The organism is Paraburkholderia sp. Ac-20340, from assembly GCF_017104965.1.
GTDB lineage: Bacteria > Pseudomonadota > Gammaproteobacteria > Burkholderiales > Burkholderiaceae > Paraburkholderia.
In genome coordinates this window covers 1-17,195 of the sequence record NZ_JAAGPR010000016.1, presented here as the reverse complement: position 1 = coordinate 17,195, position 17,195 = coordinate 1, and the positions used below count along the sequence as shown (strand labels likewise).

The 17,195-nt window shown below is 65.0% G+C and carries 15 protein-coding genes and 2 pseudogenes; 4 read left to right on the top strand and 13 right to left on the bottom strand.

Annotation, left to right across the window (positions count from 1 at the left end):
* Nucleotides 1–73 precede the first annotated feature (73 nt).
* Nucleotides 74–394, bottom strand: coding sequence for a hypothetical protein (locus tag G3N59_RS19830; protein ID WP_205984330.1), 321 nt, complete (start codon nt 392–394; stop codon nt 74–76).
* A 339-nt stretch (nt 395–733) separates the two neighbouring features.
* On the opposite strand from G3N59_RS19830, the gene G3N59_RS19825 reads away from it, so the two are divergent.
* Nucleotides 734–1,477 carry a peptidoglycan DD-metalloendopeptidase family protein gene (locus tag G3N59_RS19825; RefSeq protein ID WP_205984329.1) on the top strand — a complete coding sequence of 248 codons (744 nt, stop codon included), beginning with the start codon at nt 734–736 and terminating at the stop codon, nt 1,475–1,477.
* A 181-nt stretch (nt 1,478–1,658) separates the two neighbouring features.
* Nucleotides 1,659–2,663 (top strand): low-specificity L-threonine aldolase, encoded by a 1,005-nt coding sequence (gene ltaE, locus G3N59_RS19820; RefSeq protein WP_205984328.1) that lies wholly within the window; start codon nt 1,659–1,661, stop codon nt 2,661–2,663.
* A 45-nt stretch (nt 2,664–2,708) separates the two neighbouring features.
* On the opposite strand, the gene G3N59_RS19815 is transcribed toward ltaE, so the two are convergent.
* Nucleotides 2,709–4,109, bottom strand: a complete 1,401-nt coding sequence (locus G3N59_RS19815; protein WP_277397924.1) for an MFS transporter — start codon at nt 4,107–4,109, stop codon at nt 2,709–2,711.
* A gap of 164 nt (nt 4,110–4,273) precedes the next feature.
* On the bottom strand, nt 4,274–4,549 hold the full coding sequence (locus G3N59_RS19810) for a hypothetical protein (protein ID WP_205984327.1): 276 nt from the start codon (nt 4,547–4,549) through the stop codon (nt 4,274–4,276).
* Nucleotides 4,550–4,646: 97 nt separating this feature from the next.
* On the opposite strand from G3N59_RS19810, the gene G3N59_RS19805 reads away from it, so the two are divergent.
* On the top strand, nt 4,647–7,103 hold the full coding sequence (locus tag G3N59_RS19805; RefSeq protein WP_205984326.1) for a glycogen/starch/alpha-glucan phosphorylase: 2,457 nt from the start codon (nt 4,647–4,649) through the stop codon (nt 7,101–7,103).
* 10 nt (nt 7,104–7,113) lie between these two features.
* Here the strand turns inward: G3N59_RS19805 and G3N59_RS19800 are convergent, their stop codons facing one another.
* The 10 genes and pseudogenes from G3N59_RS19800 to phnH all read right to left on the bottom strand — a co-directional run.
* Nucleotides 7,114–7,521: a DUF6232 family protein gene (locus G3N59_RS19800; RefSeq protein WP_205984325.1), complete on the bottom strand. Its 408-nt coding sequence runs from the start codon at nt 7,519–7,521 to the stop codon at nt 7,114–7,116.
* Between the two features lie 224 nt (nt 7,522–7,745).
* Entirely contained in the window at nt 7,746–8,909 is a 1,164-nt protein-coding gene (locus G3N59_RS19795) for a porin (RefSeq protein ID WP_205984324.1), read from the bottom strand.
* A gap of 485 nt (nt 8,910–9,394) precedes the next feature.
* Nucleotides 9,395–10,510 carry a succinylglutamate desuccinylase/aspartoacylase family protein gene (locus G3N59_RS19790; RefSeq protein ID WP_205984323.1) on the bottom strand — a complete coding sequence of 372 codons (1,116 nt, stop codon included), beginning with the start codon at nt 10,508–10,510 and terminating at the stop codon, nt 9,395–9,397.
* 213 nt (nt 10,511–10,723) lie between these two features.
* Complete coding sequence (locus G3N59_RS19785) at nt 10,724–11,491, bottom strand: ABC transporter substrate-binding protein (protein WP_205984322.1); 768 nt, start codon at nt 11,489–11,491, stop codon at nt 10,724–10,726.
* Nucleotides 11,492–11,954: 463 nt separating this feature from the next.
* The gene (locus G3N59_RS19780; RefSeq protein WP_205984321.1) at nt 11,955–13,088 is read right to left on the bottom strand and encodes an alpha-D-ribose 1-methylphosphonate 5-triphosphate diphosphatase; all 1,134 of its coding nucleotides are present in this window, start codon (nt 13,086–13,088) and stop codon (nt 11,955–11,957) included.
* An 85-nt stretch (nt 13,089–13,173) separates the two neighbouring features.
* A complete protein-coding gene (phnL, locus tag G3N59_RS19775) occupies nt 13,174–13,947 on the bottom strand; it encodes a phosphonate C-P lyase system protein PhnL (protein WP_205984320.1) in 774 nt (257 codons plus the stop codon).
* A 10-nt stretch (nt 13,948–13,957) separates the two neighbouring features.
* Nucleotides 13,958–14,728: a phosphonate C-P lyase system protein PhnK gene (gene phnK, locus G3N59_RS19770; RefSeq protein WP_205984466.1), complete on the bottom strand. Its 771-nt coding sequence runs from the start codon at nt 14,726–14,728 to the stop codon at nt 13,958–13,960.
* 8 nt (nt 14,729–14,736) lie between these two features.
* Nucleotides 14,737–15,648: an alpha-D-ribose 1-methylphosphonate 5-phosphate C-P-lyase PhnJ gene (locus G3N59_RS19765; RefSeq protein WP_205984319.1), complete on the bottom strand. Its 912-nt coding sequence runs from the start codon at nt 15,646–15,648 to the stop codon at nt 14,737–14,739.
* Nucleotides 15,645–16,766: a carbon-phosphorus lyase complex subunit PhnI gene (locus G3N59_RS19760; protein ID WP_205984318.1), complete on the bottom strand. Its 1,122-nt coding sequence runs from the start codon at nt 16,764–16,766 to the stop codon at nt 15,645–15,647. The genes G3N59_RS19765 and G3N59_RS19760 overlap by 4 nt, the downstream gene beginning before the upstream one ends.
* A pseudogene (gene phnH / locus G3N59_RS19755) lies at nt 16,766–17,074 on the bottom strand (phosphonate C-P lyase system protein PhnH); the annotation flags it as partial. The pseudogene phnH and the gene G3N59_RS19760, both read right to left, overlap by 1 nt.
* Between phnH and G3N59_RS37080 the strand changes: the two are divergent.
* Nucleotides 17,060–17,195, top strand: a pseudogene (locus tag G3N59_RS37080) (phosphoadenosine phosphosulfate reductase family protein); the annotation flags it as partial. The pseudogenes phnH and G3N59_RS37080 overlap by 15 nt on opposite strands.

Genomic DNA, 17,195 nt, shown 5'->3' with positions numbered 1-17,195 from the left:
GGGCGGTCAGGAGGAGCGGGCGACGTTGCGATCGATGCGCTGCGCTCCGGCGTGGCCAGTCATGGGCCTGTGCTCAGTGCAGCAGGCGAGGGCGGCGTGCGATATCGTCGAAGAGTGCACGGCCGGGTTCGAGTGCGAAGAGCCAGGTTTCGTCGTAGCCGCTCAGGGTGTCGAGCGCGTCGCGCAGACGCTCGATAACGATGGCCGGAATCTCTACCGTCGCCTCAAGACCGCCGGAGAGACGGGCGACGCTGGCGTGCTGGACCAGCTCGTCGGCGGCTTCGGCGACATCGGCGGCGAAGACCAGATGGTTGTTCAACAACTCGACGAGGCCCGGCGACGCCGTGACATCTTCGACGTTGAGTTGCACGGCAACAAAAGTGGCTTTGTTCATCCTGGGTCCCTCAGGAACGTTGCACCACAACGAGAGGCGTGTCGTCGAATTATTGTCTGATTATCAGAATTGATAGCAGGGAGTATAGGCGAGGGTGCGATCAACGATACGGAGTATGTCCGGTCGCTGTAAGAAATAGTTGCTGGCTGTGAAGATTTAACAAACATTCGTGCGTGCGCGCTAAAAAGGCCCGCGCGCCCGGGACGATATAATGGGGGCCGTTCGCCAATTCCGGCTTAATCAACGGAGAGGGTTTCGCGGGCGAACGCCGGCGGCCCCACGCGCATCCAAATACGTATCCCCGTCGTACGTAGCGAGGAACCAGCGAGGAACAGCAACATGAATCGACAATGGCGAAACCCGGGCGCGTACGCGGCTCTGGCTGCACTCACGCTTGCCTGCAGCGCCTGTACGCTCACGCCCTGGGAAAGCAGCCCGTCTGCGCCGCCCACTCCCACGTCCAACGGCGTGCCCGCCGGTTACTACCGCGTCAATCCTGGCGACACGCTTTCGCGTATCGCGTCGGCTTACGGCCAGCGCCCGCAGGATCTCGCGAGCTGGAACCAGTTGCCGCCGAATGCGCAGGTGCTGCCCGGTCAGGTGCTGCGCGTCGCGCCGCCGGCCGGCTATAGCAGCGGCAGCGCCGTGCCGCCGCCGCCCGCGTTCACGAGCAGTGCGCCCGCCGCGAACGGCGTGGCCGTGCCCAATCCGGTCGGCTCGGCGCTCACGCTCATGTGGCCCGCGCGCGGTCCGATCCTGCAGCGTTTCGTGCCGGGCAAGTCCACTGGCATCGTGATCGGCGGTGCGCCGGGCGAGCCGGTCAAGGCCGCCGCCGCGGGCCGCGTGGTCTACGCGGGCTCGGGCATCGAAGCTTACGGTCCGCTCGTGATCATCAAGCACAACGACCAGACCGTGACGGCCTACGGCCACAACGGCCGCCTGCTCGTGAAGGAAGACGACGCCGTTTCGCAAGGCCAGCCGATCGCCGAAATGGGCGTCGACAACAACGGCGTCGCGGGCGTGCAGTTCGAAGTGCGCAGCGACGGCAAGCCGGTCGATCCGCTGCCGCTGCTCACGCGCTAACGGTTTGCGCCGATCCTGCGCGCATCCCGCGCGTCGGGGCGATTGCGGTTTTTTCAGCGATTTGCCTCGACGCGCCGTTTGAAAATACACTCGATGGTTTCCATCGCCGCGCACGCCAACGTGCGTGGCGCCCCGTGCCGCGCATCCGCAGCCCGCGCGGCCACTACGAGGATTCCATTGCATGATCGATCTGCGCAGCGACACCGTCACCCGTCCGACCGAGGCCATGCTGGCCGCCATGACCCGCGCCGAAACCGGCGACGATGTCTGGGGCGACGATCCCACCGTGCTGCGTCTGCAGGCCCGCGTGGCCGAACAGGCCGGCAAGGAAGCGGGCCTGTTTTTCCCGAGCGGCACCCAAAGCAACCTCGCCGCGCTGATGGCGCATTGCGGGCGCGGCGACGAATACATCGTCGGCCAGCTTGCGCACACCTATAAGTACGAAGGCGGCGGCGCGGCGGTGCTCGGCAGCATCCAGCCGCAGCCGCTCGACAATGCCGAAGACGGTTCGATCCCGCTCGAGCGCGTGGCCGCCGCGATCAAGCCGATCGACGATCACTTCGCGCGCACGCGCCTGTTCGCGCTGGAGAACACCATCGGCGGCAAGGTGTTGCCGGCGGCGTATGTCGCCGAAGCCACGCAGTTCGCGCATGGCCGTGGCCTCGCGACGCATCTGGACGGCGCGCGCGTGTTCAACGCGGCGGTGGCGTCGAACCAGTCGCTCAAGGCCATGGCCGAGGGTTTCGATTCGATGTCGATCTGCTTTTCGAAGGGTCTGGGCGCGCCGGTCGGGTCCGTGCTGGTGGGCAGCCAGGCGCTGATCGACGTGGCGCATCGCTGGCGCAAGGTGCTGGGCGGCGGTATGCGCCAGTCGGGCGTGCTGGCGGCGGCCTGCCTTTACGCGCTCGATCACAACGTCGCGCGTCTGGCCGACGATCACGCCAACGCCGCGCGCCTCGCGCAAGGGCTGGCGCAGATCGACGAGGTCAAGCTGATGTCGCACGCCACGAACATGGTGTTCGCGCAGTTTCCGCAGGCCGATTGCGCGCCGCTGGAGGCGTGGCTCAAGGAGCGCGGGATTCTGACGCAGATGCTCTACGCGTCGCGCTTCGTCACGCATCTGGATGTGAGCGCCGCCGATATCGACACGGTTGTCGCGGCGGTGAAGGCTTACTTCAAGCGCTGATCTGCGGCAGGCGGCGCATCGGACCGATCGCGCCGCCTACGGAATTCATCCACGCACTGCCCGATGCGACGGTGCGAACAGCCGCAAGCCGCTCGCCACGCTCGCCGCTGCCGAAAACGCCGCGCCCAGGCTGAGCGCCAGCGTCGGGCCGTGCTTGCCGGCGATCCCGAAACACAACGCCACCAGCGCCGCGCCCGTGGTCTGCCCAAGCAGACGCGATACGGCGACGGTCCCGCTCGCGCCGCCGCTGCGCTCGGGCGGCGCGGCCGCCATGATCGCGCGCAGATTGGGCGACTGGAAGAAGCCGAAGCCCGCGCCGCAGATCGCCATGCGGATCACGATGTCGATCACGCTCGGGTGCACCGGCAACATCGCCAGCGACGCCATGCCCACGGCAAGAATCGCGAGACCGATCGCCCCCAGCAGGCCGGGCGGATAACGGTCCGACAAGCGTCCGGCGATGGGCGCGGCGGCGGCCACGACCACGGGCCAAGGCGTCATCAGAAAGCCGGTTTCCACCTGGCTGCGCATCAGTACGGTTTCGAAATAGAACGGCAGCGACACGAACGCGAGACCTTGCGCCGCGAACGAGCAGATGGCCGTGATCGAAGACAGCGCGAACACCGGGCGCTTGAACAGGTCGAGCGGCAGCATCGGCGCGGGATGGCCGATTTCGCGGCGGATCAGCAGCGCGCCGAACACGATGGCGACGGCGGCCGCCGCCAGCACTTCCCTCGCCGGCGCCTGCTGCGCCGCCTCGCCGAGCGCGAAGATCAGCGCGGCAAACGTCACGAGATTGAGCAGCGCGGCGACGGGATCGAACGCGTGCTTGCCGCGCGCCGTCTGCGGCAGCGCGGGCATCGCGAACACGAGCGCGATCACGCCGAGCGGTACATTGATCGCGAACAGCCACGGCCAGGTGCCCGCCGAAAGGATCAGCGACGCCATGGTCGGCCCGACGGCGAACGAGACGCCGACGATCAGCGCGTTCATGCCCAGGCCGCGCCCGAGCCGGTGCGGCGGATAGAGGAAGCGGATCAGCGCCGTGTTGACGCTCATGATCGCGCTCGCGCCCAGGCCCTGAAGCACGCGCGCGCCGGCCAGCGCGGTGAGCGACGGCGCGAGCGCGCAGGCCAGCGAGGCCACGGTGAAAATCGCCAGGCCGCTGATATAGATGCGCCGATGCCCGAGGATGTCGCCGAGCGCCGCCAGCGGCAGCAAGGTGGCGACCATCGCGAGCTGGTAGGCGTTGATGATCCAGACCGAGGCGGCGGGCGCCGCGTGCAGATCGGCGGCAATGGCGGGCAGGGCCGTGTTGGCGATGGCGGTGTCGAGCGTCGCCAGCGCGACGGCGAGCATCACGGCGGCCATGGCGCGGCGGTTCTTCGCCGTCATGGGGGCGTCGGTGCGGCCGGTGTCTTTCGGCGCGGATACGGTTTCGGACAAGGCGATTCTCGGGCGTGAGCGGGGATGCGGGTGAGACGGAGCGTTCTGGCAGGCGTGCCCGCCGGACGATCCCGCAATTGTTACAGAGGCCGGGCGATTCTGCAGCGCTTGCTTCAGAGCGTGGGCTGGCTGTAAGGCACGACGCGCCATCGCATCAATCGCAACTAACAGCCAGTCAGCGCCGATTCCACCTGCACGCCACCCGCACGCCATGCGAAGGCCCGCAGCGCGTCGCTGTGCCTCGATCGGCCTCGACCGGCCTCGATTGGGAGAAGCGATCCAGGCGCCGCAAGCGGCTCGCAGCGATGCCGCGCCGCCGCACGCCATGAAAATGTCCTACTCTGCAAACTGATCTGCGCTTGCCAGACCGCATTTTTCAGGCGGACGACATGCACCGCCACGGTGCCCGCGCGCATTGCCGCGCGAATGATCGCCGCCATGCGCGGCACGCGATGTGCAAGCGCAGCCCGAACGCCCGCGCGCCGCGTCCGCCATCCTGGCATCCCGCCGCGCGCCGCTTTTTCCGGGAGGCATTCGATGACAGCCGTCGGTCTTGAATTCGACCAGTTGAAGAGCAGCGCCGATGCGCTGCGCCGTTCCATCTCGAACCGCCTGATGTACGGCGTCGGCAAGGACGCGGTGACCGCGCGCCCGCAGGACTGGCTGCACGCCGCTGCGCTCGCCGTGCGCGACCGCCTCGTCGAGCGCTGGATGGTGACCACGCGCCGCCAGTACGACCAGGACGTCAAACGCGTCTATTACCTGTCGATGGAATTCCTCATCGGCCGCACCTTTTCGAACGCGCTGCTCGCGCTCGGCATTTATGAGCAGATGAAAGAGGCGCTGTCGGGCGTGGGCGTCGATATGGAAGCGCTGATCGATCTCGAACCCGATGCCGCGCTCGGCAACGGCGGCCTCGGCCGGCTGGCGGCCTGTTTTCTCGATTCGATGGCGACGCTCGGCATTCCGGGCTTTGGCTACGGCATCCGCTACGACTACGGCATGTTTCGTCAGCAGATCATCAACGGCGAGCAGGTCGAAGCGCCCGATTACTGGCTGCGCTCGGGCAATCCGTGGGAGTTTCCGCGGCCCGAAGTGCAATATCCCGTGCACTTCGGCGGGCGCACGGTGCAGCGCGACGGCCGCGTGGAGTGGATCGAAACCACGCACGTGAACGCGATGGCCTACGACACGGTGATTCCCGGCTACGCCACCAGCGCGACCAACACGCTGCGCCTTTGGTCGGCGCGCGCAGACGAAGAACTCGATCTTTCCGCCTTCAATCAGGGCGATTATCAGCGCGCTGTCGAAGCGCGGAATATTTCGGAGAACGTATCGCGTCTGCTGTATCCGGACGATTCGACCATGGCGGGCCGCGAATTGCGTCTGCGCCAGGAATACTTCTTCGTTTCGGCGACGATGCAGGATCTGATCCGCCGCTATCTGCGCACGCACAGCACGTTCGGGCGCTTTTCGGACAAAGTGGCGGTCCACCTGAACGACACGCACCCGGTACTGGCGATTCCCGAGCTGATCCGTCTGCTCGTGGATGTCCACGGCATGCCGTGGGACGAAGCGATGGGCCACATCAAGCGCGTGTTTTCGTACACGAATCACACGCTGATGCCCGAAGCGCTGGAAACCTGGGACGTCGAACTATTGGCGCGCCTGCTGCCGCGTCACCTCGAAATCATCTTCGATATCAACGCGGCGTTTCTACGCGAAGCCAGCGATAAAGGCGCGCACGATCTCGACTTTATCCGCCGGATTTCGCTGGTCGACGAATACGGGCAGCGGCGCGTGCGTATGGCGTATCTGGCGATTGTCGCGAGCCACAAGGTCAATGGCGTTTCGAAGCTGCACTCGCAATTGATGACGCGCGATATCTTCGCCGATTTCGCGCGGCTCTTTCCCGATCGCTTCGCCAATGTCACCAATGGCATCACGCCGCGCCGCTGGCTGGCGCAGGCGAGTCCTTCGCTCGCGCATCTCGTCGATGAAAGCATCGGCCCGAACTGGCGCAGCGATCTATTTGCCCTCGACGGCCTGCGCAAGCTAAGCGGCGACGCGGCTTTCGTGGCCGCGTTCCGCGCGGCCAAGCGCGAAAACAAGGTGCGGCTGATCCAGCGCATGGCCGCGCGCACCGGCCTGAGCTTCAATCCCGACGCGCTGTTCGACATGCAGGTCAAACGCATCCACGAATACAAGCGCCAGTTGCTCAACGTGCTGCACGTGATCACGCGCTACAACCGTATCGTGCAGGAGCCCGAACGGGATTGGGTGCCGCGCGTGGTGGTGTTCGCGGGCAAGGCGGCGTCGGCGTACCGGATGGCCAAGACCATCATCCGGCTCATCAACGATGTGGCCGAAAAGATCAATCACGATCCCGTGGTGGGCGACCGCCTGAAGGTGGTGTTCGTGCCGAACTACGGCGTGAGCGTGGCCGAAGTGATCATTCCGGCCGCCGATCTGTCCGAGCAGATTTCGACGGCGGGCACCGAAGCGTCGGGCACCGGCAATATGAAGCTCGCACTCAACGGCGCGCTGACGATGGGCACGCTGGACGGCGCGAACATCGAAATCTGCGACGCGGTGGGCAACGACAATATCTTCATCTTCGGCCACACGTCCGATCAGGTCGATGCGCTGCGCTGCGCGGGCTATCGGCCGCGCCAGGTCTACGAGGAGAATGCGGAGTTGCGCACCGTGCTCGACCAGATCCGCACGGGCTTTTTCTCGCCCGGCGACCCGGCGCGCTATTCGGATATCTTCCACACGCTGGTGGATTGGGGCGACCACTACCTGGTGCTGGCCGACTATGCCGCGTTCATCGAGGCGCAGGAGGCCGCGGACGAGCGTTACGTCGATACGCCGCGCTGGAGTGCGAGCGCGATCCTGAACGTGGCGGGGATGGGCACGTTCTCGTCGGATCGCGCGATTGCCGAGTACGCGCGCGACATCTGGCATACGAAGCCGGTCGAGCAGGTAGGCTGACCGGCGGGGTTTATTGCGCGGCGGGGCGCGGCGCCGGCGTGTCGGCGCTGGCTGCCTTGGCTGCGCGCACGGCCTGTTCGACGCGCTCGACAAACGTGCGGTCGCTGCTCACGACGGCTTCGCGCGTTTCGCCCTTCGTCACTACCATCAGACGATGCGTGACTTCCTGCCAGATCCACGCGAGCCAGCCCACCACGATCATCATCACGCCGCAGCCAAGGCCGGCGCCCGAACTGTACACGCCGCCAAAAGCCGCGAGCGCCACGCCGATCAGCGAAAGCAGCACCGGCACGAGGCGGTTGCGCCCGATCGTGACGACGCGAAGATCGTCGATATCGCGTAGTGCGAAGATTTGTCCCGCGGCAGACAGTGTGCTGCGCGTGACCGATACGCCGGCTTCGTTGAAAGGAAGATCCATCGGTGGGAAAGCTGCGAAGGGAAAGGGCGCAGCGTACCAGAATGGCGCCCGATGCGGCAGGTTGCACGGCGCCGCAGGCGCGAGTGCGCGTGCCCGCGCGTGTGCGAAGTAAGGCCATGAAATGAAAAGGGGCATCCCGAAGGATGCCCCGAAGCCGCCGTGCGAGGCACGGCAGGCTGGCATGGCATGCAACACCGGCTGTGCCGGCGCTGCGTGCGCGATGCTTAGAACTTGTGGCGGATACCGACGCGCACGGCGAGCTGTTCTTGCGAGCCCGAACCCGACGTGTTGAAGATGCCCGACGACGAATCGCCGATCTGCGCCTGAACCGGCGTGCCCTTGTACGAGCCCGACGCTTCTTCGAAAGCGACCAGGCCGTAGACGTCCGTGCGCTTGCTCAGAGCGTAGTCGACCGAACCGTTGACCTGGTTCCAGTGTGCGTTGAACAGGCCCGAAGCGCGCGAGTACGTGTAGCCCACGCCACCCGTCAGAGCCGGCGTGAAGGCGTACTTGACGCCTGCTTCGTACGCGTTGTACAGCGTCGACGAACCGGTGATCGGCTCGAAGCGCGTGTTCGTCCACAGCAGCCATGCCGTAGCCGGGCCGTAGACGTAGCGGCCGCCGAAGCCGAACGAACGCAGATCGCGGATCGTGCCCGAACCTGCCGTGTTGACGTTCGCGAGCGTCGTCGAGAAGGTCGTGGTCGAAGCCGAAGCCGGGTACGTGATGTCCGTGTACGCGCCGCCGATGCTGAACGGACCGTATGCGTAGTTAGCGCCGAAGCTGTAAGCGCGCGACGACGAGGTCGAGCTCGAGGTCGGAGCGCCGGCGAACGACGTCGTGTTCGAGAAGCCGTACAGGCCGCCGAACGTGAAGCCCGACAGGTTCACGCTCTGGAACTTGACGGCGTTGTTGATACGGCTCGACGTGAGCTGGTCGACGTCATTGACGTGGTATGCCCAGTTGCCCGAAACCGTGTTGCCACCGGTCGAGTACAGCGAACCGAGGATGTCCGTGCTCAGCGAGTATTGACGGCCGAACGTCAGCGAGCCGATGTTGCTTTGCGTCAGGCCGACATAGGCTTGACGGCCGAACATCGACGAGCCTTGACCTGCTGCGCCCGTGCCGCTGTTAAAACCGTTTTCGAGCACGAAGATCGCCTTCAGGCCGCCGCCCAGATCTTCCGAGCCACGCAGACCCCAACGGCTGCCTTGCGCCACGCCATCACCGTACTGGAATGCCTTCGAGCTGCCGCCCGATGCGTCCTTGACGTGGTTGATGTAGCTGACACCAGCGTCGATCAGGCCGTACAGCGTCACGCTGCTTTGTGCGTGAGCGGAGCCGGCGATCAGGCCGAGGATAGCGGTGGTCAAAATCTTCTTTTTCAACTGTTTCTCCGGATGAAAGAAAGTAGGTCTCCGGTCTCGTGTGGACCAGTTCATGTATCGCGCTGCAATTTAAGGGTCGATAGCGAAAGAAATGTGACAGTAAGGATATGTCTCTGAAATGTCTCGGTTATGTGGCGTGAATGCGACAGTGGGCTTGTGCGCCGGTGCAATCGGCGCAAAGCCTTGATGGTATTGGGTTTGCTGGAATTTGAAGCGGCTTCTGCTGCAGCGGAGGGCGGCAAAATAACCGTTATAAGATTTTCTGCTTTGTAACAACGCTCAGCCGATTTGCATGAACGTTTGTTTATTTTTATGACGCAAATGTCGCAACGAAAAATGGGAATCGAGCCCCGTTATCTGGTCTGATTTCGCCGTTTTTTGCAATAGTCGTGTTGCGAGGGAAAGGCAGAAATGCCCGATCGGGCGACGCCCCGGCGCTGAATGGGCCGGGGCGGAATACAGCGTGAAGCGGGTTTGGAGCGGCTTTACAGCGACAGCAGCGAACCGGAGCGGATCGGCGTATTGCCGGCGATGCGGGCGATCTCCATCCCGGCCGTGGCGAAGCGCGCGCTGTGACGCGCGTACATCACGCCGCTGACGCTGGCGTTCAGCGTGGTCACGGTATCGGTGAGCGGATCGACGATATCGGCCACGGGCGTGCCTGCGTCGATCCACGCGCCGCAATCCGCGCGGAACACGATCACGCCGCTGGCGGGCGCGACGATCGGCTCGGTGCCCGCGAGCGGCGTGGCCGGATGCGCGAGCGGCGGCAGTGCAGCGGCGGTGCCGTCGATCACGCCGCGCGTAATCAGGTAATCGACGATGGCCTGCGCGTCGTGCTCGGCGAATTCGTGCGACACGTCGCGTTGGCTGCGCAACTCGATCGTCACCGAAATCGAGCCGTGCGGAATCGGGAAACGCTCGCCGAAGCGCTCGCGCAGCTCGCTCCAGCAGAAGCTGTGAATCTCGTCGAACGGATTGCCGATCGAGTTGAGCGCGAGCAGTGACGCCCTGGCGTCCAGATAACGCGCGAGCGGCTCGACCTCGGGCCAGAGTTCGGGGTTCGTGTAGATGTGCATCGCGGCTTCCCAGTCGCAGTGCAGGTCCAGCACGATATCGGCGTCATAGGACAGGCGCTGCAGCGCGAGACGCTGCGAGTCGAGCTCGGTCTTCGGCTGCACGGCGGCGAGGCCTTCGCCCATCAGGGCGCGGATCGCCTTGAGGTTGGCGTGGGCGTCGGCGCTCAGGCGCGACTCGACCTGCGGCAGCACCATCGCCGTCAGATCGTGGAAGTTGCGGTTGTAGTTCTGCGCGGTGTTCGATTCGAAGCGGCCCACGAGATGGCCGAGCCAGTGCTGGTTCAGGCCGATCGGGTTCGCCACCGGCACGATCACGACTTCGCCGCGCATGCGCCCTGCGGCTTCGAGCGCGGCCAGCTTGCGGCGCAGCGCCCAGGACACGAGCATGCCGGGCAATTCGTCCGCATGCAGCGACGACTGCACGTAGACCTTGGTGCCGCCGGGTTTGCCGTAGTGGAAACTCGTGATCTCTCGCGCGGTGCCCAGTGCGGGCGCAATCAACGGATGGTGGTGGGTTTGCATGATGGAGGCGCGCGTGGCGTTTGAGGCGCGTGGCGCGTTGTTCGGCTTGACCGGGTGGATGGCCCGCGGGCGGGCCGGTGTTCAAGATCTTAGCCGATCCGCGTAATTGACAGAACTGCGTGGGCTTTGCGCCTGAATCCGGGCCCGAAAAGCAAAAAGCCCGAACCGCAAGGGTTCGGGCTTTCAGCGAAGCGAAACAGCGTGAAAAACCGCTTAGCCGCCGTACACGTCGAAGTCGAAGTACTTGGCTTCGATCTTCTTGTACGTGCCGTCCTTGATCATGTCGGCGATGGCCTTGTCGATCTTGGTCTTCAGGTCGGCGTCTTCCTTGCGCAGGCCGATAGCCGCTGCGCCCGTCGGGATTTCCTTGCCGGCGAACTGGAAGCCAGCGCCGCGCGGCGTCTTCAGGAAGCCGAGGTCGGCTTGCACTTCGTCCTGCAGCGCTGCGTCCAGACGGCCCGAGATCAGGTCGGCATAGACCTGGTCCTGGTTCTGGTAGGGAACCACGTTGACGCCCTTGGGCGCCCAGTTGTCCTTCGCGTAGGTTTCCTGGATCGTGCCTTGTTCGACGCCCACCGACTTGCCCTTGAGCGAGTCAGCCGACGGCTGGTAGCTCGTGCCCTTCTTGGCGACGAGGCGCGTCGGCGTGTTGAACAGCTTGGCCGAGAACGCGATCTGTTCCTGGCGCTGCGGGGTGATCGTCATCGAGGAGAGCACGCCGTCGAACTTCTTCGCCTTCAGGCCCGGGATCATGCCGTCGAAATCCTGCTCGACCCACACGCACTTGGCGTTCATGCGCTTGCAGATCTCGTTGCCGAGGTCGATGTCGAAGCCGACCAGCTTGCCATCGGGAGCTTTCGATTCGAACGGAGCGTAGCTCGCGTCGACGCCGAAGCGCACGGTGGTCCAATCCTTCGCGTGGGCGACAGTGGCCGAAACGGCCAGCAGGGCAACCGACAGGGTGGCAAGCAGTTTCTTCACTCTTTGTACTCCTCTTATGGTTCATGGCGCGCCATGTGCGGTCGTGCCGCCACGGCGCATTTTCCCGGCGCAGCTCGCACCGGAGATTCGGTTGACCTCGCAAGCGTAGCTGCGAGCGGCGGCGCAAAGCTTACCCGGTCAAAAATGCGGCGTCGCTAGTGAAATACCGGATGGCAGGCGAACAAGCGCTCTAACGAACCTCCGCCGGTTTGTGCCGGCGCTTCGAAAGTCTTGCGGATCAAGCCTTTAGGCGATGTTTCGAGGCCTGCGGACAGGTGTGCAAAAAGGGGATTGCGATGCTCCGCCGCAACAGTCGGAAGAATGCGCCAGCGCGTGCGCAAAGCCCTGCGCCGGCGCATGAAGGGAAGTTGAAATCGAAACGATGGCGTGCCGTTGGTTTCGCAACCGGTGACGGCACGCCTTTGATGCGATGCAGCAGGCGCGTGAGCCCCTACAGACGCCCTTAAATCACGCGTTGGCCCGCGCGATACGTCGCGCGCGGCACCGGCAAGGTATCGAGCATGGTCACGCGGATAAAGTCGGCGCGCAGGCCCGGCTCGATCGCGCCACGGTCGTGCAGGCCGGCCTTGTGCGCCGGTTCCCACGAAACCGTGGCGAGCGCGCGCGGCAGCGTCCAGTCGGCCTTGGTGACGAGATCGAAGGCGGCGGTCAGCAGGCTCGACGGCACGTAATCGGACGAGAGGATGTCGAGCAGATCCGCCTGCGCCAGCTCCAGCGCCGACACGTTGCCCGAGTGCGAGCCGCCGCGCACGACATTGGGCGCGCCCATGATCGTGGCGATGCCGCGCTGCTTCGCTGCTGCTGCGGCGGCGTGCGTGGTCGGGAATTCGGCCAGCACGATGCCTTCGGCGGCCGCCTGCTCGACGTGCTCGACGAGCGTGTCGTCGTGGCTTGCCAGCGGGATGTTGCGCGCGCGGCAACGCTCGACGATGGCGCGACGGTGTGCATCCGCGTAACGCTCCTGCTCGGTTTCCATTTCGGTCAGCAGGTTTTCGGCGTGCTCGTCGGTCCACTTGCCGTGGCGTTCCTGATAGCGGCGCCATTGCGTGCGGTCGTGCCACTGGCGCTGGCCCGGCGTGTGGTCCATCACCGAGGCCAGACGCAGCAGCGGATGCGCGCTCAGCGTATCGAACAGTTCGATGACATCTTCGGTGGCGATCTCGCAGCGCAGGTGCAGGAAGTGATCGGCGCGCAGCAGCTTGCGTTCGGAAAAGCGCGAGAGCGCGGCGGCGCTGGCCAGTTGCACGTCGCGACCGCGCACGCCCACGGCCAGACGCGTGCCGATGGCGAGCGCGTCGAACACCGTGGTGATGCCGGCGGCGGCGATCTGCGCGTCGTGGATCACGAAGGCGGCGTCGGTGTTCCAGTGCACGCCGGGGCGCGGCGCGAGGTGTTTTTCGAGGTTGTCGGTGTGCAGCTCGACGAGGCCCGGCAGCAGGAAGTCGCCTTCCCAGTCCTCGGCCTCGGGCGCAGCGGTCGAACCGCGCGAAATGTCGCGAATCGTCTCGCCTTCGACATGCAGCGTGCCGGTGAAAACGTCGTCTCGCGTCACGATGCGAGCGTTCTTGATCAACATCGTCAGGCTCCAGAAATCAGTCTTGAGTCAGGCTATGAAGGTACGTGAAACGGTACGTGAGATACATAAAACGCGTATGAAACGCTCAGGCCACGGCGGCGGTATCAGTCACGCGCGGCGCTTGCAGCGCGAGCACGCGGGTAGCGACGCGTTCGCGCGTGTCTTCGTCATGAAACACGCCGACGATGGCCGCGCCGCGTTCGCGCGCTTCGACGATCAGACCCGCGACGACTTCGCGGTTTTCCGCGTCGAGCGAAGCCGTGGGTTCGTCCAGCAGCAGCACGCGATGTTGCGCGATCAGGCCGCGCGCGATATTCACGCGTTGCTGTTCGCCGCCCGAAAACGTCGCGGGCGCGAGCGCCCACAAACGTTGCGGCACGTTCAGGCGTTGGAGCAAGGCGGCCGCGCGTGCGCGCGCCTCTTCTTCGTCGATACCGCGCGACACCAGCGGCGCCGCCACGATATCGAGTGCGCAAACCCGCGGAATCACGCGCAGAAACTGGCTCACGTAGCCCACGACATGACGGCGCAGGCGCAGTACGTCGTGCGGTTCGGCGCCGGTGATGTCGAGGTGCTGCGCGGGCGCGGCATCGTCGCGGATCGCAATCGAGCCGCCGCTCGCCAGATAATTGCCGTACAGGCAGCGCAAAAACGTGCTTTTGCCCGCGCCCGAGGGCCCGACCAGCACGACGCATTCGCCGCGCTCCACATCGAGCGACACGCCCGCAAGCGCGTCGATGCCGATACCGCCCTGGCCGTGCAGCGTGAAGGTCTTGCAGACGTCTTCGGCGCGCAGCATGAGCGCGGGGCGCTCGGCGAACGCGCGCGCCGCGCGGGAGGTCTGGGAATTCAGAGTCATGGCGTTCATCCTAGACCGGCAGCACGGAAGCTACCAGCGTCTGCGTATAAGGGTGTTGAGGATCGTCCAGCACCTGATCGGTCAGACCCGATTCGACCACCGCGCCGCCCTGCATCACCATCAGCCGGTGCGCCAGCAGGCGCGCCACGCCGATATCGTGCGTGACGATCAGCACCGAAAGATGCAGCGTGGTCGTGAGCGTGCGCAGCAAATCGAGCAGGCGCGCCTGCACGGAAACATCGAGGCTGGCCGTGGGTTCGTCCATGAACACGAGGCGCGGGCCGGTGACCAGATTGCGCGCGATCTGCAGGCGCTGCTGCATGCCGCCCGAGAACGCCGAAGGCAGTTCGTCGATGCGCGTTTCGTCCAGTTCCACGCGGCGCATCCATTGCTGCGCGCTCTGGCGGATGCGGCCGTAGTGGCGCGCGCCCACCGCCATCAGCGGTTCGCCGATATTGGCGCCCGCAGATACGCCCGCGCGCAGCCCGTCACGCGGGTTCTGCTGCACGAAGCCCCATTCGGTGCGCGCGAGCAGACGACGGCGCGGCTCGGAGAGCGTGCGCAGATCGAGCGTTTCGCCGTTCGCGCTGGTGTAATCGAGCGTGCCGGCATCGGCTTCCGTGCGCAGCGCGAGCGTGTTGAGCAGCGTGGTCTTGCCCGAACCCGATTCGCCGACGATACACAGCACCTCGCCCGGATACAGATCGAAACTCACATCGCGGCAACCGTTGCGCCCGCCATATTGTTTCGTGAGGCCGCGCGCGCTCAGGAGCGGCGTCATTGCGGAATTCATTGCTGCGCTCCTGTTGATTCGTGATCCTGATCTTCCCGGCGATCGTGGCAATAATCGCTATCGGAACAGACGAACATACGCTTGCCCGCATCGTCGACGATCATTTCGTCGAGGAAGCTTTCGCGCGAACCGCACAGCGCGCACGCATGTTCCCAGCGCTGCACTTCGAACGGGTGATCGTCGAAATCGAGCGATTTCACCGGCGTATAAGGCGGAATCGCGTAGATGCGCCGTTCGCGGCCCGCGCCGAATAATTGCAGCGCGGCGTTCATATGCAGCTTCGGATTGTCGAATTTGGGAATCGGCGAAGGCGACGTGAGGTAGCGCCCGTTCACCGTCACCGGGTAATCGTAAGTCGTGGCGATGCTGCCGTGCTGCACGATGTCCTCGTAAAGCTTCACGCTGATCAGACCGTAATCGGCCAGCGCGTGCAGCTTCTTGCATTCGGCTACGCGCGGTTCGAGCCGGAACAGCGGTTCGGGCATCGGCACCTGATAGACGAGGATCTGCTTTTCCGTGAGCGGCGTTTCGGGGATGCGGTGGCGCGTCTGCACGATGGTCGCTTCGCTCGTGCGGCGCGTGGTGGCCACGCCCGTCGTGCGCGCGAAAAAGCGGCGGATGTTCACCGCGTTGGTCGTATCGTCGGAGCCTTGATCGATGACCTTGAGCGTATCTTTCGCGCCGATGATCGCCGCCGTCACCTGAATGCCGCCCGTGCCCCAGCCATACGGCAGCGGCATTTCGCGCGAGGCGAACGGCACCTGATAACCCGGCACCGCCACCGCCTTGAGCAGCGCGCGGCGGATCATGCGCTTGGTCTGCTCGTCGAGGTAAGCGAAGTTGTAGCCGTCGGCGGCCTGGGTTTCGTGCGAGGCCAGCGAGGTGTCGAATGTATCGGGCGCGTTCATGCGGCCTCTCCGGTTTGCGGCTCGCCGCCTGAAGCTTCGCGATGCTGCGCGCGCAAACGGCGCACGAGTTCGAGTTCGGACTGGAAATCGACGTAATGCGGCAGTTTCAGGTGCTGCACAAAGCCTGACGCTTCCACGTTGTCGCTGTGCGAAAGCATGAATTCGATGTCCTGAGTGGGCGAGGCAAGCGTCTCGCCCAGTTCTTCGGCGCGCAATGCGCGATCGACCAGCGCCATCGCCATGGCCTTGCGCTCGCCGTGGCCGAAGCTGAGGCCATAGCCCTGCGTGAAGGCCGGCGGCATGTCCTTGCTGCCCGCGAACTGGTTGATCATCTGGCATTCGGTCAGATCGATTTCGCCGATCTCGACGGCTTCGCCCAGTTCGTCCAGCACCATTTCCACGGCCACGGTGCCGAAGCGGATCTCACCCGCGAACGGATGCGAGTGCGCATAGCCGCGCTGCGTGGCATAGCCCATCGCGAGTAGAAAACCTTCGTCGCCACGTGCGAGGTTTTGCAGACGCACACTGCGATCGGCGGGAAACGACAGCGGCTCGCGCGAGAGATCGCCCGGTTCCACGCCTTCGCCCGCAACCGTTTCCTGCTCGATCAGGCCTTCGTGGTTCAGCAGCGTGACGACGCGCGGCATGGCTTCGGTTTCGCGCGTTTCTTCAGCTTGCGCAATTGATTCGATATCCGAATCATTATCGCCTTCGGCCATCAACGCAAAATCGAGCAGACGCTGCGTGTAATCGTAGGTCGCGCCCAGCACCTGGCCGCCGGGCACATCCTTGAACGTCGCGGAAATGCGTCGCTCGACGTCCATCTGCTCCGTTTCCACGGGCACGGTGTAGCCGAAACGCGGCAGCGTGGTGCGATAGGCGCGCAGCAGAAAAATCGCTTCGACCAGATCGCCCGCGGCCTGCTTGATCGCCAGCGCGGCGAGTTCTTCGTCGTAGACCGAGCCTTCGGCCATCACGCGCGCAACGGCCAGGCGCATCTGTTCGCGAATCTGTGCGACGGACAGTTCGGGCACGTTCGTGTCGCCACGGCGGGCCTTGTCGAGCAGACGCCACGATGCCTCGATCGCGCGTTCTCCTCCTTTGACGGCGACGTACATCAGTTCACCTCCACGCAAGTCGTGCGCGGCAGGCCGACAAGCTGGGCGCCGCAGACGAAATAGAAGTCGATGCCGCAGGGAAAGAGCGGCGCGAGCGCGGCCCGTTCCTGCCAGAAGCGCGCAGGCAGGCCGGCGGGCGTGAACGATTGCGTCGTTTCGATGCCGGGGCCGCTGAGCGTGAGCGGGGCGCCGCCGGTCAACGAATCGACGCGCACGAACACGGTGGCCGATTGCTCGGGCGATTCGGCTGTGCCGCAGGCGAACGCGTCGAGCGGCGGCAGCGCGGCGGCGTCGTGCACATAGGCGAACACCTGCGCGTGTTCCCGATCTCGAACTGGACCGAACTCGACGTGTGGCAATACATCGAGCGCGAAAAGCTCGAACTGCCGTCGATCTACTACGCGCACCAGCGCGAGATCGTGCGCCGCA

Bases quoted from the DNA above. Each gene is read 5' to 3' on its own strand.
- phnK (WP_205984466.1), bottom strand. From the start codon at position 14,728: ATGACGCCGCTCCTGAGCGCGCGCGGCCTCACGAAACAATATGGCGGG.
- G3N59_RS19760 (WP_205984318.1), bottom strand. From the start codon at position 16,766: ATGTACGTCGCCGTCAAAGGAGGAGAACGCGCGATCGAGGCATCGTGG.
- G3N59_RS19800 (WP_205984325.1), bottom strand. From the start codon at position 7,521: ATGGATCTTCCTTTCAACGAAGCCGGCGTATCGGTCACGCGCAGCACA.
- G3N59_RS19830 (WP_205984330.1), bottom strand. From the start codon at position 394: ATGAACAAAGCCACTTTTGTTGCCGTGCAACTCAACGTCGAAGATGTC.
- G3N59_RS19825 (WP_205984329.1), top strand. From the start codon at position 734: ATGAATCGACAATGGCGAAACCCGGGCGCGTACGCGGCTCTGGCTGCA.
- phnL (WP_205984320.1), bottom strand. From the start codon at position 13,947: ATGACTCTGAATTCCCAGACCTCCCGCGCGGCGCGCGCGTTCGCCGAG.
- G3N59_RS19790 (WP_205984323.1), bottom strand. From the start codon at position 10,510: ATGCAAACCCACCACCATCCGTTGATTGCGCCCGCACTGGGCACCGCG.
- G3N59_RS19805 (WP_205984326.1), top strand. From the start codon at position 4,647: ATGACAGCCGTCGGTCTTGAATTCGACCAGTTGAAGAGCAGCGCCGAT.
- G3N59_RS19765 (WP_205984319.1), bottom strand. From the start codon at position 15,648: ATGAACGCGCCCGATACATTCGACACCTCGCTGGCCTCGCACGAAACC.
- ltaE (WP_205984328.1), top strand. From the start codon at position 1,659: ATGATCGATCTGCGCAGCGACACCGTCACCCGTCCGACCGAGGCCATG.
- G3N59_RS19780 (WP_205984321.1), bottom strand. From the start codon at position 13,088: ATGTTGATCAAGAACGCTCGCATCGTGACGCGAGACGACGTTTTCACC.
- G3N59_RS19810 (WP_205984327.1), bottom strand. From the start codon at position 4,549: ATGGCGGCGATCATTCGCGCGGCAATGCGCGCGGGCACCGTGGCGGTG.